The sequence below is a fragment of the Clostridium omnivorum genome, assembly GCF_026012015.1.
Classification (GTDB): Bacteria; Bacillota; Clostridia; order Clostridiales; family Clostridiaceae; genus Clostridium_AX; species Clostridium_AX omnivorum.
This window is the reverse complement of record NZ_BRXR01000001.1, coordinates 2,596,190-2,621,673: the sequence shown is the minus strand read 5'-3', so window position 1 is coordinate 2,621,673 and position 25,484 is coordinate 2,596,190. Positions and strand designations below refer to the sequence as shown.

The following is a 25,484-nucleotide window of genomic DNA, read 5'->3' as shown; positions in this document are numbered from 1 at the left end:
CTGCCTTATAATGCCATTTTCAATATTTTTTTATGCCTATTTCTTGCTTATAACCTCATTAAGGGTATGCCAAGCTAATACTGCACATTTTACCCTAGCAGGCATATTTGATATATTTTTAAGAACTATAGCATCCTCAAGCTTTTCCAGTTCCTCTTCATCTGTTATCTCCCTTTTAATCATACCTATAAAGGTATTTATAAGTTCCAAAGCCTCACTTTTAGACTTTCCTGTAATAAGATCAATCATCATAGAGGTAGAAGCTTGAGAAATAGCGCAGCCTGAGCCTGTAAAGGAAGCTTCTTCAATAATATCTCCATTTAACTTTAGTTCTAAAACTATATCATCTCCACAACTTGGATTATGACCTCTTTCCATACAGTCTGCATGATCTAAATGCCTTCTATTATGGCTGCTTTGACTGTGCTCCATAATTAATTCAGTATATATCGAATTAAGCTCCATAGCCTAGCCACCTCCTTACAGTATTTAAACTTTCGATGAATACATCAACTTCCTCTTTTGTATTGTAAAAGTAAAAACTAGCTCTTGAGGTTGCTGGTGCACCAAGGAATTTCATAAGGGGCTGCGCACAGTGATGACCTGCTCTTATGGCAACACCGTAGCTGTCTAAAATACTTGAAACATCATGAGGATGACAGCCCTCTATGCTAAAGGATATTACACCACCACGATTTTCTAAGTCCTTGGGTCCGTATATAGTTATATGAGGATTTTCACTCATTCTTTTTATAGCATAGGCTGTTAACTCCATTTCATAAGCATGAATATTGTTAAGTCCTATGTCCTCTAAGTAATCAATAGCAGCAGAAAGTCCTACTGCTCCTTCAACATTTTGAGTTCCTGCTTCAAATTTAAATGGAAGCTCAGCGAAGGTTGTATTTTGCTCTTCAACAAATTCAATCATGTCACCGCCAGTTAAGAAAGGTGGCATTTTTTCTAGCAGCTCCTGTTTTCCATATAGTACTCCTATACCCATAGGTCCCAGCATCTTATGCCCTGAAAATGCGAAAAAGTCTGCATCCATATCTCTTACATCAACTTTAATATGAGGTACGCTCTGCGCGCCATCTACCAGTACTACTGCTCCTTTTGAATGAGCATAAGCTGCAATTTCCTTAACGGGATAAATAGTACCAAGTACATTGGACATTTGAGCTATGCCAACAAGCTTTGTTCTATTAGTTACCTTTTGTTTTACTTCCTCCATAGTCAGTCTATAGTCAGAATCTAAGTACATAAACTTTAACACTGCACCTTTAGCTTTTGCTACCTGCTGCCAAGGCACTATATCGCTATGGTGTTCTGAAATGCATAAAACTATTTCATCACCTTTTTCTATGAAGTTCATTCCATAGGAGTAAGCTATTAAATTTAAAGATTCTGTTGCATTTTTAGTGAAAATTATCTCACTAGATGATCTAGCGTTTATAAAACCTTTTACCTTTTCACGTGCACCCTCATAAGCCGCAGTAGCCATTACTGATAAATAGTGAACCCCTCTATGCGGATTGCCATTGTTCATATGATGATAATTCCTCATAGCATCTAATACTTCATTTGGCTTATGGGTAGTTGCTGCATTATCTAAATATACTAGAGCCTTATTCTGTACCTTTTGTGAAAGAATCGGAAAGTCCTTGCGAAGTTCTGCCACATTAAAATCACGCATTTACAAGCCTCCTTTGTATTTCTTCAGTTATTAAAGTTCTCAACCCCTCTATTGGTATTTTATCTATAATAGGGTTAAAGGAAGCTTCTACTATAAGCTTTTTAGCCTGTTTCTCATCTAGTCCTCGGCTCATTAGGTAGAATAATTTATCTGCATCAATCTGCCCTGCACTGGCAGCATGCTGTCCATCTACATCGTCCTCAGAGCATAAAAGAAGTGGAACTGCATCAGATTTCACTGTTTTATCAAGAAGTATAACATACTCCTCTTCGCTTCCCTTTGATTTACTTGCACCAAGTTTAAAATCAAGAGTTCCTTTAAATACCTTCTTTGCTCTATCCTTTAAGGCACCTCTCACTTCAATATTACTTGTGCTCCTTCTTCCTTTGTGGTTTATAAGATAGTTTAAATCTATATTTCTATCACCATCTGCTAGATATACTGAGCTTATATTTCCCTGGCTATTTTCCTCATCTAAATTATTTATATAATTTGTTACACTATTTTTTGAACCCAGCTCTACTTGAATCCAATTTATTTTTGCACCATATCCACTAAAGGCTAAATGTGAATCAAAATGGTAGGACTTATCGTTAAGCCTCTGCACCTTAATAATATTTACTACTGCCCCATCCTTTGCATAAATCTTAGTGACACCGTTGTGAAAGCCAGCTACATCATCTGCAGAAGCATAATCTATAACCACAGTTATCTCACTGTTTTCTTCAGCTATTATTATATTATTGTCAATAGCCATAGGATTTTCTTCATCTAAAATATATTGAAGCACAATAGGTTCGCTGCATTGTACATTTTTTGAAGCATGAATAAATACACCAGAATTATATAGCTTCTCTCCCAATGCTACGAATTCTTTAGATACTCCATAACTCTCTTCCTTGTTAGCATAATATTTTAGATTTTCTTTAACATCTATTTTACTGTTCATCTTTTTTACAATTATATCCTTAAAATTGTCACCTACTAGAAATTCTTTATTATAATCTAATACTCTTTCAAGCTTAAATCCCTTTATTTTTAAATCATTTACATTAAGCCATCTCCAGGTTGTTACTGGAAGAGTATTTAAGGTATTAGTTTCTTTTTCATTCAATTTTGTTAATATATTAGAATTCATTATACCCCTCCTATCCAATAGAACCTTCAAGCTCAAGCTTGATAAGATTGTTCATTTCTACTGCATATTCTAATGGCAGCTCCTTAGCAATTGGCTCTACAAAGCCTCTAACTATCATTGCCTTAGCTTCTGCTTCACTTATTCCTCTGCTCATTAAATAAAATATAGCATCATCACTAATTCTTCCAATTTTAGCTTCGTGCCCAATATCTACTTCATCATTCATCAAATCAATAACTGGAATAGTATCTGATTTTGATTTATTATCCAGCATGAGAGATTCGCAGGAAACAGTAGATTTAACATGGTGAGCATTATGACTTACTCTTACAGCACCTCTATATAATGCTACCCCACCGTCCTTTGAGATGGACTTTGAATTAATAGTTGAAGTAGTATAGGGAGCTGCATGAACAATCTTTGCTCCAGTATCTAAATGCTGTCCTCTTCCTGCAAAGGTAACGCCTGTAAACTCTGCTCTTGCTCTTTCGCCCTTAAGTATACTCATTGGATACAGCATTGAAACCTTAGAGCCGAAGGAGCCTGATACCCACTCAATAATTCCATCCTTTTCAACTATTGCTCTTTTAGTATTAAGGTTATACATATTTCTAGACCAATTTTCAATAGTGCTGTATCTAAGCCTTGCACCTTCCTTAACAAACAATTCAACACATCCAGCATGCAGATTATTAACAGAATACTTTGGTGCTGAACAGCCTTCTATGAAATGAAGCTTGGCGCCTTTTTCTACTATTATAAGAGTGTGCTCGAATTGGCCTGCTCCAGGGGCATTCAATCTAAAATAGGACTGCAGAGGAATATCCACGTCTACGCCTTCTGGAACATATACAAAGGAGCCACCAGACCAAACTGCTCCATGAAGAGCTGCAAATTTATGATCACTTGGGGGCACACAGGTCATGAAGTACTGCTTTACTATATCCTCATACTCCCTTACTGCTGTCTCCATATCTGTATAAACTACGCCCTTTTTAACTAAATCCTCTTTAATGCTGTGGTAAACTACCTCAGAATCATACTGAGCACCTACGCCAGCAAGTGAGGTCTGCTCAGCCTTTGGTATGCCAAGTAGGTCAAAGGTTTTCTTAATATCCTCAGGTACCTCTTCCCATTTACCCTTCATATCTGTATTAGGTTTAACATAGGCAATAATATTTTCAATATGCAAATCGCTTATGTCTGGCCCCCAATTTGGAAGCTGAATATTATTATATATTTCAAGTGATTTTAATCTAAAGTCCGTCATCCACTGAGGTTCATTCTTCTCCATGGATATCTTACGCACCACATCAGGAGTTAAACCCTCTTCAGTTTTGTAGCTATAACTAAATTCATTTTTAACATCATAAATTCCCCTGTCTACGTCTTCTATATAGGTCTTCTTTCTAATTTTTTCTTCCATGATTAAGCCTCCTCATTTTTGAAAGCTTCATAGCCATTTGCTTCTATTTCTTTTGCTAGTGAAAAATCACCAGTCCTAACTATCTTTCCATCCACAAGTATGTGTACATAATCAGGCTGTAGATAATCTAATATTTTATTGTGATGGGTAATTATAAGTATTGAGTTTTCACTATTTCTTAGAGCATTTACACCTTCAGCTACAATTCTTATAGCATCTACATCAAGACCTGAATCTGTTTCATCAAGAATAGCAAGCTTTGGTTCCAAAATAGCCATTTGAAGAATTTCATTTTTCTTCTTTTCCCCACCGGAGAAGCCTTGATTTAGATATCTTGAAGCGTATTCTTCTTTCATCTCCAGGAGCTCCATTTTTTCCTTTAGCAGTTTTTTAAAAGCCATTATTCTCACAGGCTGACCAGTTACAGCACCTTTTGCAGTTCTTAAAAAGTTTTCTACTGTAACTCCAGGTATTTCTTCAGGATACTGGAAGGATAAAAACATTCCTTTTTTTGCTCGTTCATCTGCCTTAAGTTCGTTTATAATATCACCTTCGAGAACTATCCTACCATCAACTATCTGGTACTTTGGGTGCCCCATTAATGTATTTGCAAGTGTAGATTTACCTGCTCCATTGGGACCCATAATAGCATGAACTTCTCCTTTTCCTATTTCCAAATTTAAACCCTTTAATATTTTCTTTCCTTCAATTTCGGTTATCAAATTTTCAATTTTTAAAAGCCTATCAGCCATTTAAGACATCTCCTTTTTAAATCTTCATACTATACAAATCTGGTGTTGCTTTTGCAAAAACATACCCGACTGTTTTACTATGATTTAAGTATATAAAAAAATACCACATGTTTCTGTGATTTAAATCAAATTATTTCAGAGTATTTCACTCTGATTTCCTATACTTATATCCTACTATTTCACTCTGATTTAGTCAAGACTATATTGGTAAAAAATAAAAGCATTCTAAAATTAGAATGCTTAATTTTATAAAATTTATTAAGTTTTATTTTGCCCTAACAAAGGAATTTGAGAACTTATATACTTTTCCTTTATAAGTTGCTTCATAATCTACTACAATTTTGCTTCCAACTGGCACCTTAGTTGCTGCTACAGCTATAGATTGTAACTGACTAGAAGCCGTTCCTTTGTAAGTAACATCTCCGCTCTTCAAATGAATAGTTGCCTTATAAGGCACTGATAAAGTAGTACCTATAGTTGATACTTTAAAAGTAATGCTGCTAGCTTTAGTATCATAGGCTAAACTACTAGAAGTTATATTAACGCCAGTCTTAGCATCCTCCTGCTGTTTACTTTCTACAATTCTAACTCCTGTAGCAAAAGCTATTGCCTTTGGATATACTGCTGTTTGAGTAGTGCTTGTGGTTTTATTTTCAGCTTCTTGAGTTTTAGCCGTTTCAGCTTGCTTTGCCTGTTCTGCTGCTTTTGCATCTTCAGCAGCTTTTGCATCATCTGCTTTTTTCTGTTCTTCAGCTTTAGCATCTTCATCTGTCTGCTTTGGTTCTTCTGTAGTCTTAGCATCTTCAGCAGTGGCCTTATCATCTGTTGCTGTACTGTTAGTTTTTGCTGCTGCAACCGGTTCTTTTGAAGAACTAGATTTTGAAGCTAAAAATGCACCTGTTCCAGCTCCTGATGCCAGAGTCAAAATTATAACTATAAAAATCATTATTTTACTTTTTAAAGAACTTGAATCACTCATTATATTTCTCCTTTCACTCGAAACACTGGGTAACTTATTCGTGCCGGTTCCCACCGGCAAGTTACCCGTAAATGTCCATTTAGGACATTTACCTCCTACGTTTTCTAAAATTCTGCACAATATTTATCTATTCTTCACTTAAAAGATATTTCCTTCTAAAAACCAGGAAAAACTTTGTGTGCTTTTAATACAAGTTATCTTTTGCGTTAATATTTTTTACTATAAAAAAAACTGTCACCGAAAATAAATTTCTAGAGTGACAGCTTTTTATAATTTTATTTATTGTATACTTTTAGTCTTTATACTATTTTGGCATATGTTTAAAACTAAATTTTTTACCCAAAAATAATGCTCCAAATACTATAAACATAAACCCTAAAACTATTAAATCCAAATTATTGAGTACAGTTCCTGTTTGAGGAAGAGCTCCATTAATTTGAGCTATAGTATATTTACTAAAGTGTGAGGTTTCAAAGGTAAATGTCATAGCGTTTTTATCAAAGCTTCCACCTACAGACTCCCACATCTTAGTTTCTTCATTATAATAGAAGGCACTTAATTTTGTAGTATCTAAATTCTTTATATCATCATTTGTTAGTTTTACAGAAATCTTAGCTTTACCACTTTTAAAGTTATGGATATCTTTTATCTTTGTTCCATCCTGCTTATAGGTTGCTAAGCTAAAATCAAATACCTTGCCTATATCTTTAATTGCTCTTAGTAAAGGGTCATTAGCTATAATGTTCTGCTTTACACTTATATAGGAACCTTCAGTTGCTCCCTCATAGTCTACTGCTGAAAAAGGAAGTTCAATGGTAACATTACTTGCATTCATTTTTAAACTTCCTGTTCCTCCATTAACAGCTGATGCATCCACTCTTGCTTCAACTGCTTGTGACTCACTGTTTAGAACTGGACTTATCTCATTTACTCCGTTCTTATTTAATTTATTTGTATCTAAATTTGCCACTACCGAATTATTTGTAGTAGATGGATTTGTAGTAGTATTGTTATTTGTCTCTGAAACATTGGATGCAATAATCTTATATCCAGCATCACCATAAACTACTAAATTATTATCATCATATATATGGAATCTGTCATTATGAAAAGCATTATAAACCTCATATTTCGTTACTAAATTTCCATTTTCATATTTTTTTATCTTTCCATTGTCAAGCGCCCATAGTCCGCCATTCACATCTAATTCTATAGGTACAGGATATTGAGTATCTAAAGTAAACTTTTGCAATACTTTAAGAGTATTATCTTGTGCTACGCTTGCTTTAGCTATAAAAGCCTGATCAACATTAGTTTTATTATTGCAATAGTTTCCGCTAATCCAAAGATTGCCCTGCAAATCAACCTTTAAATCTCTTATATATCCATCGTAATAAGTTAGCTCTTTTGCATCTATCTTAATTACATTTTGCTTACTATCCATTTTATAAATAAATACCTCTGGATGTACTGTTTCACTAGCTAAGGAAGATTTGAGTATATTTTCTCTTTCCCTAATTACATCTATAGTTGCTCCCTTTGGAATAGATACCTCGTATATCTTTTTTACAGAAAACCAAGTATTATCATCTTTATCAGAAACATAATTGTATATATCATACCTTTTAAAGAATTCTGGTCTTTCTGCACTATAATTAAATTCAATGCTAGTTTCCTTATCTCCATCTGATAAAACCATGCTATAGTTAGGGAAAGCATTATTTCTATCTGGGTTATTTAATGAATATAAATCTCTGTAGTTTGACATAAATGTTATTTTACCATTACTGTTCATTAACACATGTGTATATTCAAACTCATATTGTGGAAGAACAAATTTCTTTGATTGAGGATTTATTTCTTGAACTAAACTTAGTTGTAACGTATCCAAATTGTATTTATATATATAATTTTTATTATCAGAATAAACTCTAAAATACATTTCGTCCTTATAAACTTGATATGCATTTCCCTCTGTAGGCATGAATTTATTGTCTGTAGTTATTACTTTTTCTTTTCCATTTTCTACCACGATAAATTTTAAATTGTTTGGGTATTGACTCATACTAGTATTTTTTCTTGTGTTATCTTGAACAACTAAGAAAGATTTATTTTTCCACTGATATACAAAGCCAACATAGCCTTTTGTATAATCTAAATATTGTGGAGCATTACTTTCCTCAGCCTTGACTTTCAAGTCAAAGGGCTTCAGCAGCATAGTACAAAATAAAAGCACTAATAGAATTGCAAGACTTTTTTTCTTCTGTGTTTTCATTGTTATCCCCCTTACTTTTCCCATAGAAAAGCAAAAAACAAAAAATAACCCTATTTAGGCAACCCGGCTATCATAGAACTTATCCCTTAGACCCGTGGCTTTGCGTCTTTATCTTTCGATAAATTTGCTATTTTCTATGGATTTTTTGTAAAATTAATGAATATTATGTTGTTTTTTGTACCAACATATATATATTACCATATAAGCCTTTTGCATACAATGGCACCTTAAAAAAGAAAGCTATCTTTTGCCTTAATTTTTTACTATAAGAAAAACTGTCACCGAGAATAAATTTCCAGAATGACAGTTTTTTATAATTTTATTTATTGTATACTTTTAGTCTTTATACTATTTTGACATATGTTTAAAACTAAATTTTTTACCCAAAAATAATGCTCCAAATACTATAAACATAAACCCTAAAACTATTAAATCCAAATTATTGAGTACAGTTCCTGTTTGAGGAAGAGCTCCATTAATTTGAGCTATAGTATATTTACTAAAGTGTGAGGTTTCAAAGGTAAATGTCATAGCGTTTTTATCAAAGCTTCCACCTACAGACTCCCACATCTTAGTTTCTTCATTATAATAGAAGGCACTTAATTTCGTAGTATCTAAATTCTTTATATCCTCATTTGTCAATTTAATTGAAATCTTAGCCTTACCACTTTTAAAGTTATGGATATCTTTTATCTTTGTTCCATCCTGCTTATAGGTTGCTAAGCTAAAATCAAATACCTTGCCTATATCTTTAATTGCGCTTAGTAAAGGATCATTAGCTATAATGTTCTGCTTTACACTTATATAGGAACCTTCAGTTGTTCCCTCATAGTCTACTGCTGAGAAAGGAAGCTCCATGGTAACATTACTTGCATTCATCTTTAAGCTTCCTGTCCCTCCATTAACAGCTGATGCATCCACTCTTGTTTCAACTGCTTGTACATCATTACTTATTGTTGGGGTTATTTCATTAATCCCGTTCTTTGATATTTGTGCTGAATCTAATGATACGGTTGCTGATTTAGTATTATTATCAATTTTAACAGCAAATTTTTCTTTTGTTTCTGGTGTACTAGGCTGAGTAGTGGTATTCTTATCCCCAACAGGATTAGTGGTAGTGTTCTTGTCGTCTATAGAAATGATTGTAAGACCATAACCACCTTCGCCTCCCACAACCATATGATTATCATCATATACTTTTAATCCACCCATCCATGGATTTACAATATATTTTTTTACGAATGTATCACCTTCCAGCTTATAAATTTCCCCTATAGTATCTTTATTAAACCAAAGGTTTCCATTTACATCAACATCTATTTCCCCAGCAAGATTATCATACTTTTTTACTAATTCTAACTTACCATTAACATTTTTATATTGCTTTACAAAATTATTGTATTTGCCTGCAGTATAAGTAGCCCCATCAATATATATATTCCCATTTGCACCAATCTTCATATCATTAATAATATAACCAGCTTCAACATCAAACTCACTTACCTGTTTGTCGCTAGTTACTCTATATATCTTATTATCAGCTCCATTATTAAATGATTTATAAAACCACACATTACCATCATAGCCCACCTCTGGTTTTCCAAAGTATGCATGATCATCAAATTGATATAATGTTGGTACCTCATATGAAAAACCATTATCAGTAAAAAGAATATATTTTATATACTTTTTTTCACCTTCATTTACCCTTATAACAGAAGTACTACAATCTGTTCCTAAAAACCAAAGAGCACCATTATTATCCACTGAACAATCTTTATAATAAAAAGAACCTTTCGTATATTCCGGAACATTTTTTACAAACTCGAATTTATAAGTATTTAAATCTGCTCTATATATAGGCTTTCCTGGTAATTCGGTACATATGCTATAAGCACTGTCATTATAGGTTCCAATAAACCTCATCCATCTTAACTTATCAAAATCATTTGTTATTACATGTTTTACACCATTTTCATATACTGAATAATTTAAATTATAACTATCCCATACTGTATTATTAATTATTGTTTTATTCTTATATTGTGCGAAAAATCCAGTAGATTCAGGTAATCTGTCCATAAACTTTGGCACACTAGGTTCTTCAGCCTTGACTTTCAAGTCAAAGGGCTTCAGCAGCATAGTACAAAATAAAAGTACTAATAGAATTGCAAAACTTTTTTTCTTCTGTGTTTTCATTTTTATCCCCCTTACTTTTCCCATAGAAAAGCAAAAAACAAAAAATAACCCTATTTAGGCAACCCGGCTATCATAGTACTTATCCCTTAGACCCGTGGCTTTGCGTCTTTATCTTTCAATAAATTTGCTATTTTCTATGGATTTTGTTAAATTAATGAATATTATGTTGTTTTTTCTAATAACGTTTACATAATACCACATATTTCAATTGCTTACAACACATGTTTTAAATGCTTGTTAATATAATTCTGTTCCATTTGAATACTTTTACAACCGATTCTTTTGCAAAAAATCCAAGGTATTGTTTAGAGAAGCTTTGGAAATGAGCCTCACTGTTTCCTAGTGGTCCTCCATGATTTGTATTTCCAAATGTATCGTAGCCATACTTATCTTTTACCTGTCCTAAACTGTTAGTTAATTGAGCTACACTTCCACGTCCATCATACATATAGTACAGCGGATCTCTCTTTGTTGTTTCGTCCGATGCAAGATTATCTGCAGATATTCTGTCCAGTCCATATGTGTATGCTTCAGTGTAATTTCCATCCTTATCTGATGTCATTAGCACCTCTGCATTATTTAAGGACACATCATTTACATAATTTATTATCTCATAACTGCTTACGTTGTCTAGTGCGTCTTGGCAATAGGACTATAATCCTATTCTTTTTACTTACCTTCTATTCAATATCATTCTCAATGTAGAACAGGATCTCCTCTACTTGCATATCTGTTAATACCTCAACCTGTCTTTCAGAACCATATGCCAGCTTTACTCTATCCTTGGCAATATCTACAACAGTATCTTTTGTATAGCCATTGTCCACCAAGTACCTGTTAAAGGAATGAATACCGTTGACCTTCTTATTGATGGTTGATAGCTCATACTGATATTCAATGAGATAGTTCCTATAGCTGGGAATGTAGAATCTTTTCATTTCTCCGTTAAAGTCAACTCCATTTTCTTCAAAGAATATTACAAAGGCAGAAGTACCTCCGACATAGCTTTCTATTGTTTTTACACTCTTTCCGTCTTCCTCTAGATGTTTCTTGAATCTTTGTATAAGTTCATTTATCATTGCTCTCTACTCCTTTCAATTTTTAGGCATTATAACAAGAGCTAATGCCTTTCATCAGCATTAGCTCTTGTTATTACTATAATATATATTTCATTTTTACTTTTGTTACAGCTCACTAAGCAACCTTGACGTTACTTATTGAACCAAGGGTATATGATAATAGTTTACTTTTATATTTCTATTAGCAATCTCCATTCTTTTGCAGCCAATACTTTTCTAATTTTGAAGTCAGAGCTCACCACTTTGAAGATAGCTTTTTATTATACTATAAGGTACTTAGTTGAAACATATCAATATTAGAGTAATTAACATTTGATTGACTGCTACTCAATGTAACAAGGCAAATATCATTTGGTATGCTTAGAAATCTTGCCTTTAGAAATATATAGTTTTTATTCGGATGCAGTACGCTTTTATCTTGAGTTGTAATTATTTCTATCATATTTTCATTTACTATAGCAAATGTTCCCCCTCGAAATTCGATATCAAGAAAATTAATAGTGGCATTATTAAGGACATATTTAGTTTGGTCCTTAACGTTGAGCAAATTAATATTACGTTTCTCATCATCTATAATTGCAATGTACTCATGTGGAAATGCTCTAATAACCTTGTGTTTTATTGACTCCTGATGAAATTTACATAAATCAGGATATAACTTTTCAATTTCTTTATAATCAATTTTTTGTATTGTCTTTTCATATGCACAAACCCTATAGAACTCACCCTTATATGTTGTTAAAACTAAGCCCTTCTCATTCCATTCATATAAATTTGAAAAAACTAAACTCTCTAATCCATTATTTAGATAAATTACTTTATATTCATAGTTTGCAATATCAATATACACCATACACTCGTTATCTGGGCAAAATAGTAACATTTCTTCACTATTATTAATGAAAGAGGAGTATACTGTTATGCCTTCAAAAATATTTAATCTTTTTATTAAATCAAGATTGTTATCAAGTATTAGTATACCATCATAGTTATCATTAATGATTATTTTATCCGATAAAACCTCCATAAAATATATATCGTTCTGCTTAAATTCTTTTGTCTTTATAAGCACTTGACGCACCTCCAAAATAAATATTTAGTAGAAAGGCATGTGTACAACACAATACCTTTCTACTGAAGATATTATTTTACATTAATCTTTTTTGTTGGGTCTGCAGTTCCTGGTATTAGCTCTCCAGTTTGTGGATTAGCTTCACCAATATGATTTCCCCTCTTATCAAATACCTCCAAATGTGATGCCTCTCCTGTGTGGAAAGTATCACGGTAATAATAATTATCACCTTTTTTGTAAACTTGAGCACCTTTAACCTTAATATTAGTCTTTATATAATCTTTACTGCTTAATACGGTCTCCTTATCTATTGGTACACGATTATCCTTTATATAATCTGGAGCTTTAGCCGTCCTCTGACTTATAGCCCTCTTAAGGTTAGCCATATCTTCTCGTCCATTGCTCCAGCCACTTGCAATCAACGATAGCCCTATACCTATCTCGCCAACACCTACAGCTGCTGTTGCTATTCCCACTCCAAAGGCTAGCAATGAAGTACCACCTGATGGACCTGCACCCAATATTGATCCTAGGCCGATACCCGCACCGCTCATGAAATCACTAACTCCACGAATTGCGCTCGCAATTCCACCAAGCATAAACACTGCGTCTGTTACTACTTTACCTGCATAATAAGCAGTTTTTGAATTTACAAGTCCCATTATACTGGATTCTAAATTTCCTTTTGCTTGTGCGGTCTGTAAATATGATCTTGTTGCTGCATTTTGACCAAAAAACCCATAAAGAATTGTATTTACAACATTAAAATTATCTATGCCGTTATCTAAAAATGCTGCAAGTACTCCAAGACCAAAGTCTTTTAATGCTCCACCGTAATTAGAGTCACTCGTTTCCTGACTACCTATTTCTGGTAAGTCATCGCACATACTCGAACTCTGTGATCTACTCTTACTTCCAAGCTCAGCCCAGGTCTGCTTTCCTACTACTCCATCCACCAGCAACCCATGGTCTCTTTGGTAGTTTAGTACTGCTTGCTCTGTCTTGTTTCCGAATATACCATCTGCACCTGATGAACCTAAATCATAATGTAGTGCTATAAGTCTTTGTTGCAACTGTTGAACAGCTGAACCACTGGAGCCCTTTCTTAATATTTCACTTGGCAGTGAGCTGCTGCTTGAGCTTGAAGAGCTGGATGTTCCACCGGATAATAGCGAACCCCAGGTTTGATTTCCTACAATACCATCTACTGCTAAGCCTTTCCTTGACTGATATGCTCGTACTGCTTTCTCGGTGTTAGTTCCGAATATACCGTCTATCGTTCCAGGATTAAAGCCCGCACCTGATAAAAGCTGCTGTAACTTTGTTACATCGCTGCCACTGGCACCATTCCTTAGCATTCCATAACTGCTTGAGCTTGAAGCTAAGTCATACTCCTCATCACCTGTCATAGATAACCTTCTGTGTCCGCTTGGGTCTATGTTCATTACTGGGTTGTTGCTTGTGTATGCATATCTATTTAAGCTTAATGGTTCGTCTAAACTTCCTAAGTAGCTGTCCCTAGTTAGGAATCTTCCTGTGTCTGCTTCATAATATCTCGCTCTTAGATATTGAAGTCCACTGATGTTATTATACTCTTCTCCATTGAAGCCAAAGAAGCTTTGGAAATGAGCCTCACTGTTTCCTAGTGGTCCTCCATGATTTGTATTTCCAAATGGATCGTAGCTATACTTATCTTTTACCTGTCCTAAACTGTTAGTTAATTGAGCTACACTTCCACGTCCATCATACATATAGTACAGCGGATCTCTCTTTGTTGTTTCGTCCGATGCAAGACTATCAGCAGATATTCTATCTAGTCCATAAGTATATGCCTGAGTGTAATTTCCATCCTTATCCGATGTCATTAGTACCTCTGCATTATTTAAGGACACATCATTTACATAATTTATTATCTCATAACTGCTTACGTTGTCCAGTGAAGCATGACATGAGAACTATCATCCTATCCTTTTTACTTTCCTTCTCATCCTCCTAAATGTAGAACTGAATCTTATCTACATGCCTATCTATTAGCACCTTAATCTACCTTTCAGCACTGTATGCCAGCTTAACTCTATCTATAGTATTATCTACTACAATATCTTGTGTACAGCCATTGTCCACCAGGTATCTATTGAAAGATTGAATTCCTGTAGTCTCCAACGTAACTTTGAATTATCTTAGGACTTTTGCCATCCTCCATTAGATTCACTTTGAAGCCTTCTAATATCTTTATCATACTTTCTCTCCTTTCACTATTTTAGGCATAGAAAAAAGGCTAACACAGGAGTTTTTATCCCAGGTTAACCTTTAAATTTTAACTTGTTTTGTTGCACTTACTGCAGAATTCAAATTATGCATTCACTTTTAAAATTGCTGTATTACAACTATATTTGATTTGCTTATTAGGTTGTAATGTATATATCTGTAACTTATTTTGGAGTCAATTTTCCAAATATTATGCAGTTAGGTTCATTGATTAATATAATTCTATTTTACCCATTCTGCTATTCGTTCCCCTTCTTTAAGACCATCTCTTTTATAATAAAATACCGTCCCTACTCTAAACTCTATATTTTTTGCAACAATATAGTGCTTAACTGGATTTTTATCAAACCCCTCATCCAAAACTATACAAATAACTAAATCTTCAAATCCATCAAAAAGTTTAGGTAATAACTCTTTCCGCTCCTCACCTGTTGCAAATCTAAATTTTGCGTAATTAAAGCTAGTTGGACATGAAATATAAGTCGTTTCATGAAAATATATCTCGATATCATGATAGTATCCGAAATCAAGACTGCCAGCAATTATTAGTGTATCATTGTCTGAAAACCCTATAATTCTAAAATCATCTATGTTTTTAGCAGTCAACTCCTCATTCAATTTATTAAAAATTTCACACATAATAAACCTCCTCACTAATTAATATACTAATGCTGGTGATACACTAGGATAAGGAACAATTGATGGTAGTCCTGATGGATTAACCGGCATTATATAAACTCCATTTTCATTTCCCATGGGTTTAAACATCTTTCCCCGCATCATATAGTTACTTATCGTGCCATTTTTCTCAAGAAATGAAACCCTTGTACCATATTCATACCAATTACTTACAGATATTACTTCTCCCCTTGGTCTCTGCCACCATTCTTTCATCGGAACTATTTTATTTAGCGTTTCTTCAAGAAAGGTGTTAGGTTCAAATTTTCCTTTAGAACCTCCGCCACCTGAACCACCTCCATTAAAATCATCATCATCTAGGTCTTGTGTTGGAATATGTGTATCATTCCAGGCGCTAGAATTATAAGCTGGACTTCTTTCATTGCCTACATTATCCTTATACCATGTTGTACCATCCTTGCTTAGCCACCATTTTCCGCCTATACCACCTCCAGACTTTTGAATTCTAACAGTCCATCCATTTGCACCATTGCTACCAGTTGGTGCATTTGCATCAGCACTATGTCCATGAATCTCATACTTTATCCCTGAAGCATCCGTCCATCTAAATTTATATCCTGCCTCTATCCTACCTGGCTCAGGTTTAAATCCTACATCGACTGCATCCGCTGGTATTCTTGAAAAAATCTCTTTAATTGATGCCCCTTCAAGGTTGGAGAAATCTCCAACGTTTCCAGTACCTAATTCCACAGAACCAAAAGCCATTGATACCTTAGGATTACCCGTTCCCTGGGGCAGAGTCTGTCTTATTATTTTTCATCGGCATAGTTTAGCATTTTCAACATCTACTGCTATTTTATCACTATAAAAATTAATGAACTAGCTTACTCATTTTTCAGCTAGTTCATTTAGTCTTTTTCTCACTGCATTATTACAATTATGCAGTGTATTTTATCTTTAGTTTTATTGGTTCAACTATATTTTCTATTATCTCATTTTTATGAAGTTAATCGTATCTTAATATTGTAGCGAGACTATATTGCATCCAGAAATTTATGTGGATTTTAAATAAATTTGTATACATCAGATTCTTTCATAATTATTTATTCCTCAATGCTGTATATCTTTATAGCAGTATCCTTTCCATCTTCAAAAAAGTACAATCTCTCGCATTTTGGACATCTCCATACATTATATTTTGGAGATGGAATCATAATTGGGTCAATGGAATCTACATTTAAAATATCATCCCATTCTTTATCAGTGTACACTTTTAATTCAATATCATTTGGTGCATCATTGTTTGATAACAATTCTCCACATCTACATGTCATTTTAGCCATAGTTTTTACCTCCCTATAATTCCATCTACTGTCCATATTTGTACATTCCCTGGTAAATTTACCTTGTATACTCCTGTAGCCCTATTTAATATGGTATTGGCTTGGTTCAGCTGTAATTCCCACACCTCTTCCATCTATAATAACAGCTTCTGCACCTTGTTTAAAGGCCTCTTGAATTCTAGTTACAGGAGTATTTAAGCTTGTTCCAGTTAATGTCTTCAGTTCTGTTTTAACACCATTTATTAAGAAATCTGGTGTTTTAACTCCTTGTGCTGCTGAACGTGGTATAATTTCAACATTCTTACCACTACTTAATAAATCATTTACAACAGTTCTTTCTGCTTGGGTTAAGCCTGTTAAAGAACCTGTCAACTTTCCAGCTTGTGTAGACCCCTCAAATATGGAGCCAACCTCTGCAGAACCTAACTTGCCAATTCATCTAATAAGTTAGCATCACCCGCCCCCTTGCAACCCCCTTAGGCCGAAACTGTAGTTTCATTTTTAGCGGCAACCATCCTTTTACCACCAGATGCATGACTTGTACATATCTCAAATAGCTTCTGAACTTTTCTTCACTAAATCGACACTAATAAAACCAATGTTGTCAAGCTCGCGCAAATTTTAATCATTAAATTGATTAGATTCTACCCAATCCTATATCAGCCTCTCTTTGTAGTTGTATGATTTTAGGTCCCATATACTTTTGTGCCACACTTAGAACCGTTTTATCATTGCCTAATATTTCAAGTACTGTAATAGATAAGATTTTAATCAAGTGCTTATCTTCACATTCAGATATTTCTTCAAAATAATTAAAGATATCCTTTAATAACTTGATATTTTTATCCTCTCTTAATAACCTAATTATTTCTGGCATAAAGATGTCCTCTATTATGACTGTTTCTAACACCTCCCCGTTATCTTCTATTGATTTTCTATACGCACTATTCAAAGAAGGAAAAAAGTCTAGCATTACTCCAAAAAATTCTTCTGATCTTTTGCTCATATCTACAAACTCCTCTATTTAAACAAATTTATTGCATCATTTAAGTCATTTCTTAAAGCATCAAGAATATCCGAGTCATTAAGACTTAACTTTTCAGACTTTGCTAGATTGTTTAACTGTGTTAGTCTCTCTTGTGCTTTTTGTAGATGTTTTGAAGAACCTTGGGAAAACTCCTCCTCTAGCATAGAGGCAGTTCCACCATCTCCAACTGTTGCACCTGGTCTATAAAGTTGATCCACTATATTTCTTAATTTTGAATTTTGCGTAATAGATAACAACTTATCTCTAGTAGAGCCAGTTAATTCAGGCATATTGTCTAATAGATTGGTAATTTCAGTACTCTTACCAACAGCATTACCCACCCTCTCAAATATGGAGCCAACCTCTGCAGAACCTATCTTCCGATTCTTTCCTATTTCTATCAGTTCTGCTAAATTTCCTGCTTTTGCTGAATCCTGTATTATATTTTTTAATGCGCTCATTCCCTTGGTAGCAAGGACTGTTATTAATATTTCACCAGCAATTTTTCCTATTATTCTTGCTTTCTCATTACCATCTCCAATTGCAAAATTAGCAATTTCCCTTGCAATTCCAGACATAAAAGCTATATTTTCTTCTGTTCCAGCAGTAGCTGCCCTTTTTAAAAATGCAATGCCTTGTGCCATTTCTATAGCTGATTTTATTGGATTTTTAATAAAATTCCATATCCCATCTATATTTTCTTTACCAGCTTCTACTATACCTTTAAAAAAGTTATACATAATAGTTGTTGGAGTCACAGTTGTACCCATCTCTTGACTACCTATTTCTGGTAAGCCCTCGCACATACTCGAACTCTGTGATCTACTCTTACTTCCAAGCTCATCCCAGGTCTGCTTTCCTACTACTCCATCCACCAACAACCCATGGTCTCTTTGGTAGTTTAGTACTGCTTGCTCTGTTAAGTCTAGATAAATCTATATTATTAGGTTTACCCGCTTCCTTAGAAATAAAATTGTAGCTACAAAAGAAAATGGTAGCAATAGCTTTTTACTATTTCTACCATCTTAGCATTTCTATTAACTTTGTACATCTACTTACTACAAAATTATTATTCTCCAGCTAAAATTAGCATTTTCCAAGTACATATTGTCAACTATTTTATTTAAAAATATACTTTAATAGTATTATTTTATATTTCTGTAGTTAGTTTAGCCGTAATTTTGTAATTAAATTCAACTTGTTGAATTTAAGAATTTCAGCTTACTCCAATCAATGTCTTAATTATTATTGGGAAATGCTATTTATGTAGCTATTTAATACTTGTTTTGCAGCAAGATACACCTAATTATTCTTATTTTCCACAATATCACATACCAATTTTTGAGCTTTCGGTTCGATTTCTTCTAACATAGTGCTATCAAACCAAACTAAATCCGAGCATATCTCATTTGTCTTGCTTAGCTGGCTACTAACTATCTTTAACTGTTCCTTCGATATATCATTTACCGATATATTCTTATGAACGATATCTGAAAGTATTGCAAAACAGATTATTTCCTCTCCATCTACGCTCATTGCTTCCGTCAATTCCTTGAAAGTATCTATTTCCTCAATCTCCTCGTCTGAAAATATAGATAAGTTAATCATCTTTATTTCACACCTCACTTCAGTTTAGTCAAATCTATTGTTATATCAATTCCATGTCCAGGATTTGCAGATGTTGAGTTCATTACTCTCTCACCCAGAATTTTTAATGTCTTAAATCCTTGCTCCTTTGCTAATTGAGCGATTTGATTTTTCATTTGCACAAAATCTTTTGCCCCTACTGCATTTTTAATATCGCCAACATTTGAATATATACTTATGTCCTTTAGTATTAAGGTATCTCCTTCTACTATTGTATCTGCAAGTGTACCTATTTCTACACCAGATTTACCTATAATAGCTGTTTCAAATAAATCACCATTTTTAAATGTAGCTTTACTTCCACCCTCAGAAATGACTCTCATACCACTGGCTGCTACAGGCTGGCTTCCGAAGTAAATCTCACCTTCCATTAACCTCTTTAGTCCAATGACACCATTAATCCCAGCACCAATAAACATACCTTCTAGTTCTCCTGTGCTTATATCAGCACCTGCTTCGGCAAGTTTAACTTGGTCTTCGGTTACATATACAACTCCTTCATGAGAATTGTCTCCCATACCAATAAGTACCATATTTTTGAAAAACTCATGATATCTCAAAGCTATATGAAAAAATGTACCATTGAGAATTCTGTTAGATATAGTTCCTTCCTCATTAAGCGCTTCATTCATATCATCCCAAGCTTTAATTGTCTCTGGCGAAAGTGTAGTTCCTTGCTTACTAGTCCCCTCACTATCTATATAATCAGCACTTGAACATCTGTCCCTTCTACCCATATCTGCAGGAGATGCTACTCCTAGCAGTGCACCCCAGGTTTGACTTCCTACTACTCCATCCACCAGCAAACCATGGTCTCTTTGGAAGCTTATTACTGCTTGCTCTGTCTTGTTTCCGAATGCCCCATCTGCTCCATAGCTTCCTAAGTCATAGCCTAAATTTATAAGGCCTTGCTGTAGCTTTTTAACTAGCGGGTCACTGGAGCCTTTTCTTAATATTTCGCTTGGCAGTGAGCTGCTGCTTGAGCTTGAGGAGCTAGATGTACCACCAGATAATAGTGATCCCCAGGTTTGATTTCCTACAATACCATCTACTGCTAAGCCTTTGCTTGCCTGATATGCTCGTACTGCTTTCTCGGTGTTATTTCCGAATATACCGTCTATTGTTCCTGGATTAAATCCAGCATTCTTTAGAAGCTGCTGAAGTGTTGATACATCTCCATATCTGGAACCATTCCTTAGCGTTCCATAACTACTTGGGTTTGCAGCTAAGTCATACTCTTCCTCACCTGTCACAGATAACCTTCTGTGTCCGCTTGGGTCTATGTTCATTACTGGGTTGTTGTTTGTGTATGCATATCTATTTAAGCTTAATGGTTCAGTTAAGCTTCCTAAGTAGCTGTCCCTAGTTAGGAATCTCCCTGTGTCTGCTTCATAATATCTCGCTCTTAGATATTGAAGTCCGCTGATGTTATTATACTCTTCTCCATTAAAGCCAAAGAAGCTTTGGAAATGAGCCTCACTGTTTCCTAGTGGTCCTCCATGGTTTATATTTCCAAATGGATCGTAGCTGTACTTATCTTTTACCTGTCCTAAACTGTTAGTTAACTGAGCTACACTTCCACGTCCATCATACATGTAGTACAGTGGATCTTAGTTCCCTGGCAACAAAGCAAAAAGACAGTCATCACAAAATACCCGCCTTCATAAACTTCAAAATTATACCCAATAGTGAAAAACATAAAAGGTAAAAACTACAATTACTCTTCACCCTTCTTTATACTTTCCCTATTAACAGATATAAAAGTTACCTCAATATAAACTTTCCCTTTTTCTTCATCGGAAAGCTTATCGAAGTTTTTATTAGCATACAATAGGAACTCTAATCCCTGATAATATCTTTTTACATTTCCATAAATACCTTTCCCATCCTTTGAATTTGTTTCAGTTCTCATACTATCCATAGCTTCCTTCATCTTTTTAAGTTCAGTTTCAAACGAGCATACATCTATCTTTTTTTAATAGTAATTCATTTTAGATAACAGTGAATAACCGTCCTAGCCTCATTAAATATCACCTGATTTTAATCACCATCTTTTATCATCTATATATTCGTGTGTAAGTACAATAGTCCAATTAAAATTTTCATCAAAGATGTATATATCTTCCGGTAAATACTCCAAGTTTTTCATTAGTTCATCAAAATCTAATTTAAGTATACTATCTTTACCAAACTTCCAATAGTCTTCTATAAATATCCTTTCTGCTGTATGAATATCCCAAAGCGCGTATACCGTATTTAGTTTATTTGATACAGCTCCAACATACTGCAAATCTATGACTACTACATCCTTTATACAATCCCACAAGTATCCAGTATAGCATAATCCATCAGAGTACTTTTTTAACGCACCGATATACTTCTTATAATATTCCTTGTGTATGTCTACAAATAATTCTATATATTTATTTCTAATATTCTGAGCTTCATCTTTAGTAAGAATTGTTAACTTATGTTTAAAATTATCTAAACTCAATATATCACTCCTTAATTACCTTGTATCCTTATTGTACCTTTCTTACCATCTGGAGTTGTATAGTAATATGATCAAAGTTATGAGGATTTGGCGATTCATGCGGTCCTTCTATTCTATCAACTCTACCCCCAGATTCTTTTATCAAATCAATTGCTTCTTGTTGAGTAGGAGCTTGTACGTTAAGTTCTTCTATTGTCCCTCCACTTTTTACAGTATTAATGTTATTTTTCCAGGTTTTATCTCCTCTCCAGCCTTTACCGCCTATGCCTTTTTGAGGAGCATTACTTACACCCTTGGGACTAAAACTGCAATCACTAAAGTTAATGGTAGTAACAGTTTTTTACTATTACTACCATTTTAGCATTGTTTTAAGGTTAGTTCATCTGCTCACTGCAGAATTGAAATTATGTAGCATGTTCACAACCAACTATATAAATGTAAAATCATGTAACCCAATATTATTAGTTGCAATCTTATAACTACCGTTATTTTGCAACCAATCTTATTGATGTTTTGCATCTAGATTAAAATTTAAAACCTCATTTTTGAATTTTAACGCCTAGATTTACAGTTGTTCGTACATTGTAATAGTAAGTCCTAATTCACCCATAATCTCATTGCCTGTTTTTACAATAATATTTCTATTAGGAAACAATTCCATTGCCCTCCTACTCCAGAAATAAACCAATACTTTAGCAAACTCATCAATTATTTTATCATTATCCATAGATTTGCTATAACATCCAATAAAGAACTCACCTAGACTTCTGCTATTTACCCATTGCTCAATTTTAGTTTTATCACAGTTAAACTGTTTCTCTAGTCGCCTAATCTCCTCAAATGCTTCATCTCCTTCTGCATCAAATAAGTCTGAAATAAAAATATACCCATTTACTTCAACTATATCCGGACATAAAGTATATGCAACAGATAAAAAACAATCTATATTGCAACTATTAGCTGAATGATGAAAAAGGCTTGTTCCTCTTTGTTCCTCAAACTCATCAAAAATCTGACTAGCAACAATTCCTTTACTTAATTTATATTCTTTCATAGTATCACCATCCAAACATATTTTTATGAAATCAGGTACATCACCCTTTAGCTTATAAGCTTGGTAAAACTCTTCTCCTTTTGGATTAACATTAATCTTAAATGATTTAACTCTTTCTGTACTCAAATCATAAATCAACTTGCCATCTCCATCATAGACAAATACATGTTCACCGTTAGCAGTTTTATAGTAGCTATTAGCTATGCCTGTAAGTGGTCTATCACTCCCTGATGAATTAACTTTTACAATACCATTATCTTTTATTAAGATAGCTGCTCTTAAGTAATCAGTTATTCTTAATTAAGTAGAATTCATGTAATCTAAACTTCATTTTCTTTTAATGCCACCATATACTAATTTTCGTAAGCATAATCCAATAACTTTGCTTTACCAATTATTTTTGAACCAGTTTGTATGTTTAAATCCATATCTATCTTAATTAATGGTTTAATAGCCTCATATGCTTCATCCTCTATTGTGGGAAATTCTACTTTAACAACATACTCTTTTTCATAAAGGTATTTCTGCAATGAACTATCATTTTTTATTGTTCCTGAAAACAATAAGTCTTCCCCAAAGTCAAATGCAGGTCTTAAAGTATTTCTTGCCTCTAAACCATCATCATTAGAAGAATTTTCATTTATCTTTAAAAATATTATTTTAGCTGTAGCTATTAACATAATATCCCCCTAATTTTCCTAATATTTGTGTGTAATTTCTTTGATTGCTTTATTAAATTCACCTCGTTTATCTGCCTCGTTTCATAATATCTCGCTCTTAGATATTGAAGTCCGCTGATGTTATTATACTCTTCTCCATTGAAGCCAAAGAAGCTTTGGAAATGAGCCTCACTGTTTCCAAGTGGTCCTCCATGATTTGTATTTCCAAATGGATCGTAGCTATACTTATCTTTTACTTGCCCTAAACTATTAGTAAGCTGAGCTACACTTCCACGTCCATCATACATGTAGTACAGCGGATCTCTCTTTGTTGTTTCATCTGACGCAAGATAATCAGTAGATATTCTGTCTAGTCCATAAGTATATGCCTGAGTGTAATTTCCATCCTTATCTGATGTCATTAGTACCTCTGCATTATTTAAGGACACATCATTTACATAATTTATTATCTCATAACTACTTACGTTGTCCAGTGGGTCTTGACAATAGGACTATAATCCTATTCCTTTTTACTTACCTTCTATTCAATCTCATTCTCAATGTAGAACAGGACTTCCTCTACTTGCCTATCTGCTAGTACCTCAACCTGCCTTTCAGAATCATATGCCAGCTTTACTCTATCTTTAGCAATATCTACAACAATATCTTTTGTACGGCCATTGTCCACTAAGTACCTTTTGAAAGAATTAATACTGTTGACCTTTTTATTGATTGTTGATAGTTCGTATTGCTGTTCAATGAGATAGTTCCTATAGCTAGTAATGTAGAATCTCTTCATTTCTCCATTGAAATCAACTCCCTTTCGTTCAAGGAATGTTACAAAAGCAGAAGTATCTCTAACATAACTTTCAACTGTTTTTACACTCTTTCCATCTTCCTCTAGGTTTATCTTGAAGCTTTGTACCAGTTCATTTATCATTGTTCTTTACTCCTTTCAATTTTTAGGCATTAAAAAAAGAGCTAATGCCTTTCATCAACATTAGCCTTAATTATTACTATGATATATATTTGATTTTTACTTTTGTTACAGCTCACTACATTATTGAAATTATGCAGTGAGTTTCTGAATACAATCTTCATCTAACTACCAAGTAAACGTCAAATTTTTCATTAATATTACACCAATTTGTAATTATGAAGTTAGTTACCACCAAATAATGAAGTTAGAAACTACCATTTAAAATACATTAGGTATTTTGCAACATATTAATTAAGATTTTAAGTATTAAACAGGTACTGTATTTTATTTCCAAAAGTTATACAAATAATAATCCTCTATTGATTTTTACGTATTTCAGATAAAATATTTTGAATCAGAAAATTCAAAAACTTCTCTTCTTTAGTTTTTAATCCATCAATACATATTTTTTGTGTTTTAATGCCATTCTTATAGAATAAAAAGACTTGCATGCATTGTTCGATAATGTCTTTACTCTCATACGAATCCATAAATTTTAGACATTGACCAGAACTAACCAAAAAAGAGAGGGAAGCCTTTCGAATACCTTCATTATTTCCCAGTCCAATATCACATCTTCTATTAGAATTGTATAAGCTAACAGTTCCATCAAATGTACAGAACATCGTTGCGACTTTCCCTTTAATAGGAATATCTACAATTGCTGCAAATACTTGTTCATTATTTTCAAGGTAAACCCCTATATCTTGTTGTGTTATTAAAAATGCTTGTTCCCTTAAATCTAAATATACATCATTCAT

27 protein-coding genes and 2 riboswitches are annotated in these 25,484 nt (G+C 33.8%); all 27 genes read right to left on the bottom strand.

Going from position 1 to position 25,484, the window contains the following annotated elements:
* Positions 1 to 36: 36 nt before the first annotated feature.
* The 27 genes from sufU to bsdE14_RS12305 all read right to left on the bottom strand — a co-directional run bounded on the left by sufU (position 37) and on the right by bsdE14_RS12305 (position 25,484).
* On the bottom strand, positions 37 to 465 hold the full coding sequence (gene sufU, locus bsdE14_RS12435) for a Fe-S cluster assembly sulfur transfer protein SufU (protein ID WP_264850263.1): 429 nt from the start codon (positions 463 to 465) through the stop codon (positions 37 to 39).
* Positions 455 to 1,693, bottom strand: coding sequence for a cysteine desulfurase (locus tag bsdE14_RS12430; RefSeq protein ID WP_264850262.1), 1,239 nt, complete (start codon positions 1,691 to 1,693; stop codon positions 455 to 457). The genes sufU and bsdE14_RS12430 overlap by 11 nt, the downstream gene beginning before the upstream one ends.
* On the bottom strand, positions 1,686 to 2,831 hold the full coding sequence (gene sufD, locus bsdE14_RS12425) for a Fe-S cluster assembly protein SufD (protein ID WP_264850261.1): 1,146 nt from the start codon (positions 2,829 to 2,831) through the stop codon (positions 1,686 to 1,688). The genes bsdE14_RS12430 and sufD overlap by 8 nt, the downstream gene beginning before the upstream one ends.
* A 10-nt stretch (positions 2,832 to 2,841) precedes the next feature.
* Positions 2,842 to 4,257, bottom strand: coding sequence for a Fe-S cluster assembly protein SufB (sufB, locus tag bsdE14_RS12420; RefSeq protein WP_264850260.1), 1,416 nt, complete (start codon positions 4,255 to 4,257; stop codon positions 2,842 to 2,844).
* 2 nt (positions 4,258 to 4,259) lie between these two features.
* Positions 4,260 to 5,009, bottom strand: coding sequence for a Fe-S cluster assembly ATPase SufC (gene sufC / locus bsdE14_RS12415; protein WP_264850259.1), 750 nt, complete (start codon positions 5,007 to 5,009; stop codon positions 4,260 to 4,262).
* A gap of 265 nt (positions 5,010 to 5,274) precedes the next feature.
* Positions 5,275 to 5,988 (bottom strand): flagellar basal body-associated FliL family protein, encoded by a 714-nt coding sequence (locus tag bsdE14_RS12410; RefSeq protein WP_264850258.1) that lies wholly within the window; start codon positions 5,986 to 5,988, stop codon positions 5,275 to 5,277.
* Positions 5,989 to 6,292: 304 nt separating this feature from the next.
* Entirely contained in the window at positions 6,293 to 8,263 is a 1,971-nt protein-coding gene (locus bsdE14_RS12405) for an LPXTG cell wall anchor domain-containing protein (RefSeq protein WP_264850257.1), read from the bottom strand.
* Between the two features lie 54 nt (positions 8,264 to 8,317).
* A riboswitch (cyclic di-GMP riboswitch) is annotated at positions 8,318 to 8,402 on the bottom strand.
* 209 nt (positions 8,403 to 8,611) lie between these two features.
* Positions 8,612 to 10,462, bottom strand: coding sequence for an LPXTG cell wall anchor domain-containing protein (locus tag bsdE14_RS12400; RefSeq protein WP_264850255.1), 1,851 nt, complete (start codon positions 10,460 to 10,462; stop codon positions 8,612 to 8,614).
* Positions 10,463 to 10,516: 54 nt separating this feature from the next.
* A riboswitch (cyclic di-GMP riboswitch) is annotated at positions 10,517 to 10,601 on the bottom strand.
* Between the two features lie 87 nt (positions 10,602 to 10,688).
* Positions 10,689 to 11,051, bottom strand: a complete 363-nt coding sequence (locus tag bsdE14_RS12395) for a hypothetical protein (RefSeq protein ID WP_264850254.1) — start codon at positions 11,049 to 11,051, stop codon at positions 10,689 to 10,691.
* A gap of 91 nt (positions 11,052 to 11,142) precedes the next feature.
* Entirely contained in the window at positions 11,143 to 11,541 is a 399-nt protein-coding gene (locus tag bsdE14_RS12390) for a phage integrase N-terminal SAM-like domain-containing protein (protein WP_264850253.1), read from the bottom strand.
* A 265-nt stretch (positions 11,542 to 11,806) separates the two neighbouring features.
* Positions 11,807 to 12,613 (bottom strand): hypothetical protein, encoded by an 807-nt coding sequence (locus tag bsdE14_RS12385; protein ID WP_264850252.1) that lies wholly within the window; start codon positions 12,611 to 12,613, stop codon positions 11,807 to 11,809.
* Between the two features lie 71 nt (positions 12,614 to 12,684).
* Positions 12,685 to 14,505: a peptidoglycan-binding protein gene (locus bsdE14_RS12380; RefSeq protein ID WP_264850250.1), complete on the bottom strand. Its 1,821-nt coding sequence runs from the start codon at positions 14,503 to 14,505 to the stop codon at positions 12,685 to 12,687.
* Between the two features lie 598 nt (positions 14,506 to 15,103).
* On the bottom strand, positions 15,104 to 15,520 hold the full coding sequence (locus bsdE14_RS12375; protein WP_264850248.1) for a hypothetical protein: 417 nt from the start codon (positions 15,518 to 15,520) through the stop codon (positions 15,104 to 15,106).
* Between the two features lie 18 nt (positions 15,521 to 15,538).
* Positions 15,539 to 16,285, bottom strand: coding sequence for a polymorphic toxin type 30 domain-containing protein (locus tag bsdE14_RS12370; RefSeq protein WP_264850247.1), 747 nt, complete (start codon positions 16,283 to 16,285; stop codon positions 15,539 to 15,541).
* A gap of 338 nt (positions 16,286 to 16,623) precedes the next feature.
* A complete protein-coding gene (locus bsdE14_RS12365; protein WP_264850246.1) occupies positions 16,624 to 16,863 on the bottom strand; it encodes a DUF8617 domain-containing protein in 240 nt (79 codons plus the stop codon).
* Between the two features lie 81 nt (positions 16,864 to 16,944).
* Positions 16,945 to 17,235 carry a CdiA C-terminal domain-containing protein gene (locus bsdE14_RS12360; protein ID WP_264850245.1) on the bottom strand — a complete coding sequence of 97 codons (291 nt, stop codon included), beginning with the start codon at positions 17,233 to 17,235 and terminating at the stop codon, positions 16,945 to 16,947.
* A gap of 265 nt (positions 17,236 to 17,500) precedes the next feature.
* Positions 17,501 to 17,869: a DUF7674 family protein gene (locus tag bsdE14_RS12355; RefSeq protein WP_264850244.1), complete on the bottom strand. Its 369-nt coding sequence runs from the start codon at positions 17,867 to 17,869 to the stop codon at positions 17,501 to 17,503.
* Between the two features lie 14 nt (positions 17,870 to 17,883).
* Positions 17,884 to 18,825 (bottom strand): peptidoglycan-binding domain-containing protein, encoded by a 942-nt coding sequence (locus bsdE14_RS12350; RefSeq protein WP_264852264.1) that lies wholly within the window; start codon positions 18,823 to 18,825, stop codon positions 17,884 to 17,886.
* A gap of 367 nt (positions 18,826 to 19,192) precedes the next feature.
* Entirely contained in the window at positions 19,193 to 19,498 is a 306-nt protein-coding gene (locus bsdE14_RS12345) for a hypothetical protein (RefSeq protein ID WP_264850243.1), read from the bottom strand.
* 14 nt (positions 19,499 to 19,512) lie between these two features.
* Positions 19,513 to 21,132 (bottom strand): peptidoglycan-binding protein, encoded by a 1,620-nt coding sequence (locus bsdE14_RS12340; RefSeq protein WP_264850242.1) that lies wholly within the window; start codon positions 21,130 to 21,132, stop codon positions 19,513 to 19,515.
* A 122-nt stretch (positions 21,133 to 21,254) separates the two neighbouring features.
* Positions 21,255 to 21,458 carry a hypothetical protein gene (locus tag bsdE14_RS12335; RefSeq protein ID WP_264850241.1) on the bottom strand — a complete coding sequence of 68 codons (204 nt, stop codon included), beginning with the start codon at positions 21,456 to 21,458 and terminating at the stop codon, positions 21,255 to 21,257.
* Between the two features lie 123 nt (positions 21,459 to 21,581).
* On the bottom strand, positions 21,582 to 22,031 hold the full coding sequence (locus tag bsdE14_RS12330) for a hypothetical protein (protein ID WP_264850240.1): 450 nt from the start codon (positions 22,029 to 22,031) through the stop codon (positions 21,582 to 21,584).
* Between the two features lie 565 nt (positions 22,032 to 22,596).
* Positions 22,597 to 23,223 carry a hypothetical protein gene (locus bsdE14_RS12325; RefSeq protein ID WP_264850239.1) on the bottom strand — a complete coding sequence of 209 codons (627 nt, stop codon included), beginning with the start codon at positions 23,221 to 23,223 and terminating at the stop codon, positions 22,597 to 22,599.
* Positions 23,224 to 23,438: 215 nt separating this feature from the next.
* Positions 23,439 to 23,765, bottom strand: coding sequence for a hypothetical protein (locus bsdE14_RS12320; RefSeq protein ID WP_264850238.1), 327 nt, complete (start codon positions 23,763 to 23,765; stop codon positions 23,439 to 23,441).
* Complete coding sequence (locus tag bsdE14_RS12315) at positions 23,759 to 24,193, bottom strand: hypothetical protein (protein WP_264850237.1); 435 nt, start codon at positions 24,191 to 24,193, stop codon at positions 23,759 to 23,761. Before bsdE14_RS12315 ends, bsdE14_RS12320 begins: the two co-directional genes overlap by 7 nt.
* Before the next feature lie 92 nt (positions 24,194 to 24,285).
* On the bottom strand, positions 24,286 to 24,684 hold the full coding sequence (locus bsdE14_RS12310; protein WP_264850236.1) for a phage integrase N-terminal SAM-like domain-containing protein: 399 nt from the start codon (positions 24,682 to 24,684) through the stop codon (positions 24,286 to 24,288).
* A gap of 356 nt (positions 24,685 to 25,040) precedes the next feature.
* Positions 25,041 to 25,484 carry a hypothetical protein gene (locus tag bsdE14_RS12305; RefSeq protein WP_264850235.1) on the bottom strand — a complete coding sequence of 148 codons (444 nt, stop codon included), beginning with the start codon at positions 25,482 to 25,484 and terminating at the stop codon, positions 25,041 to 25,043.

What these genes read in the sequence shown, in the direction of transcription:
- sufU (WP_264850263.1), bottom strand. Translation starts at nt 465, where the DNA reads ATGGAGCTTAATTCGATATATACTGAATTAATTATGGAGCACAGTCAA.
- bsdE14_RS12430 (WP_264850262.1), bottom strand. Translation starts at nt 1,693, where the DNA reads ATGCGTGATTTTAATGTGGCAGAACTTCGCAAGGACTTTCCGATTCTT.
- sufD (WP_264850261.1), bottom strand. Translation starts at nt 2,831, where the DNA reads ATGAATTCTAATATATTAACAAAATTGAATGAAAAAGAAACTAATACC.
- sufB (WP_264850260.1), bottom strand. Translation starts at nt 4,257, where the DNA reads ATGGAAGAAAAAATTAGAAAGAAGACCTATATAGAAGACGTAGACAGG.
- sufC (WP_264850259.1), bottom strand. Translation starts at nt 5,009, where the DNA reads ATGGCTGATAGGCTTTTAAAAATTGAAAATTTGATAACCGAAATTGAA.
- bsdE14_RS12410 (WP_264850258.1), bottom strand. Translation starts at nt 5,988, where the DNA reads ATGAGTGATTCAAGTTCTTTAAAAAGTAAAATAATGATTTTTATAGTT.
- bsdE14_RS12405 (WP_264850257.1), bottom strand. Translation starts at nt 8,263, where the DNA reads ATGAAAACACAGAAGAAAAAAAGTCTTGCAATTCTATTAGTGCTTTTA.
- bsdE14_RS12400 (WP_264850255.1), bottom strand. Translation starts at nt 10,462, where the DNA reads ATGAAAACACAGAAGAAAAAAAGTTTTGCAATTCTATTAGTACTTTTA.
- bsdE14_RS12390 (WP_264850253.1), bottom strand. Translation starts at nt 11,541, where the DNA reads ATGATAAATGAACTTATACAAAGATTCAAGAAACATCTAGAGGAAGAC.
- bsdE14_RS12375 (WP_264850248.1), bottom strand. Translation starts at nt 15,520, where the DNA reads ATGTGTGAAATTTTTAATAAATTGAATGAGGAGTTGACTGCTAAAAAC.
- bsdE14_RS12370 (WP_264850247.1), bottom strand. Translation starts at nt 16,285, where the DNA reads ATGGCTTTTGGTTCTGTGGAATTAGGTACTGGAAACGTTGGAGATTTC.
- bsdE14_RS12365 (WP_264850246.1), bottom strand. Translation starts at nt 16,863, where the DNA reads ATGGCTAAAATGACATGTAGATGTGGAGAATTGTTATCAAACAATGAT.
- bsdE14_RS12355 (WP_264850244.1), bottom strand. Translation starts at nt 17,869, where the DNA reads ATGAGCAAAAGATCAGAAGAATTTTTTGGAGTAATGCTAGACTTTTTT.
- bsdE14_RS12345 (WP_264850243.1), bottom strand. Translation starts at nt 19,498, where the DNA reads ATGATTAACTTATCTATATTTTCAGACGAGGAGATTGAGGAAATAGAT.
- bsdE14_RS12340 (WP_264850242.1), bottom strand. Translation starts at nt 21,132, where the DNA reads ATGTATGATGGACGTGGAAGTGTAGCTCAGTTAACTAACAGTTTAGGA.
- bsdE14_RS12335 (WP_264850241.1), bottom strand. Translation starts at nt 21,458, where the DNA reads ATGGATAGTATGAGAACTGAAACAAATTCAAAGGATGGGAAAGGTATT.
- bsdE14_RS12320 (WP_264850238.1), bottom strand. Translation starts at nt 23,765, where the DNA reads ATGTTAATAGCTACAGCTAAAATAATATTTTTAAAGATAAATGAAAAT.
- bsdE14_RS12310 (WP_264850236.1), bottom strand. Translation starts at nt 24,684, where the DNA reads ATGATAAATGAACTGGTACAAAGCTTCAAGATAAACCTAGAGGAAGAT.
- bsdE14_RS12305 (WP_264850235.1), bottom strand. Translation starts at nt 25,484, where the DNA reads ATGAATGATGTATATTTAGATTTAAGGGAACAAGCATTTTTAATAACA.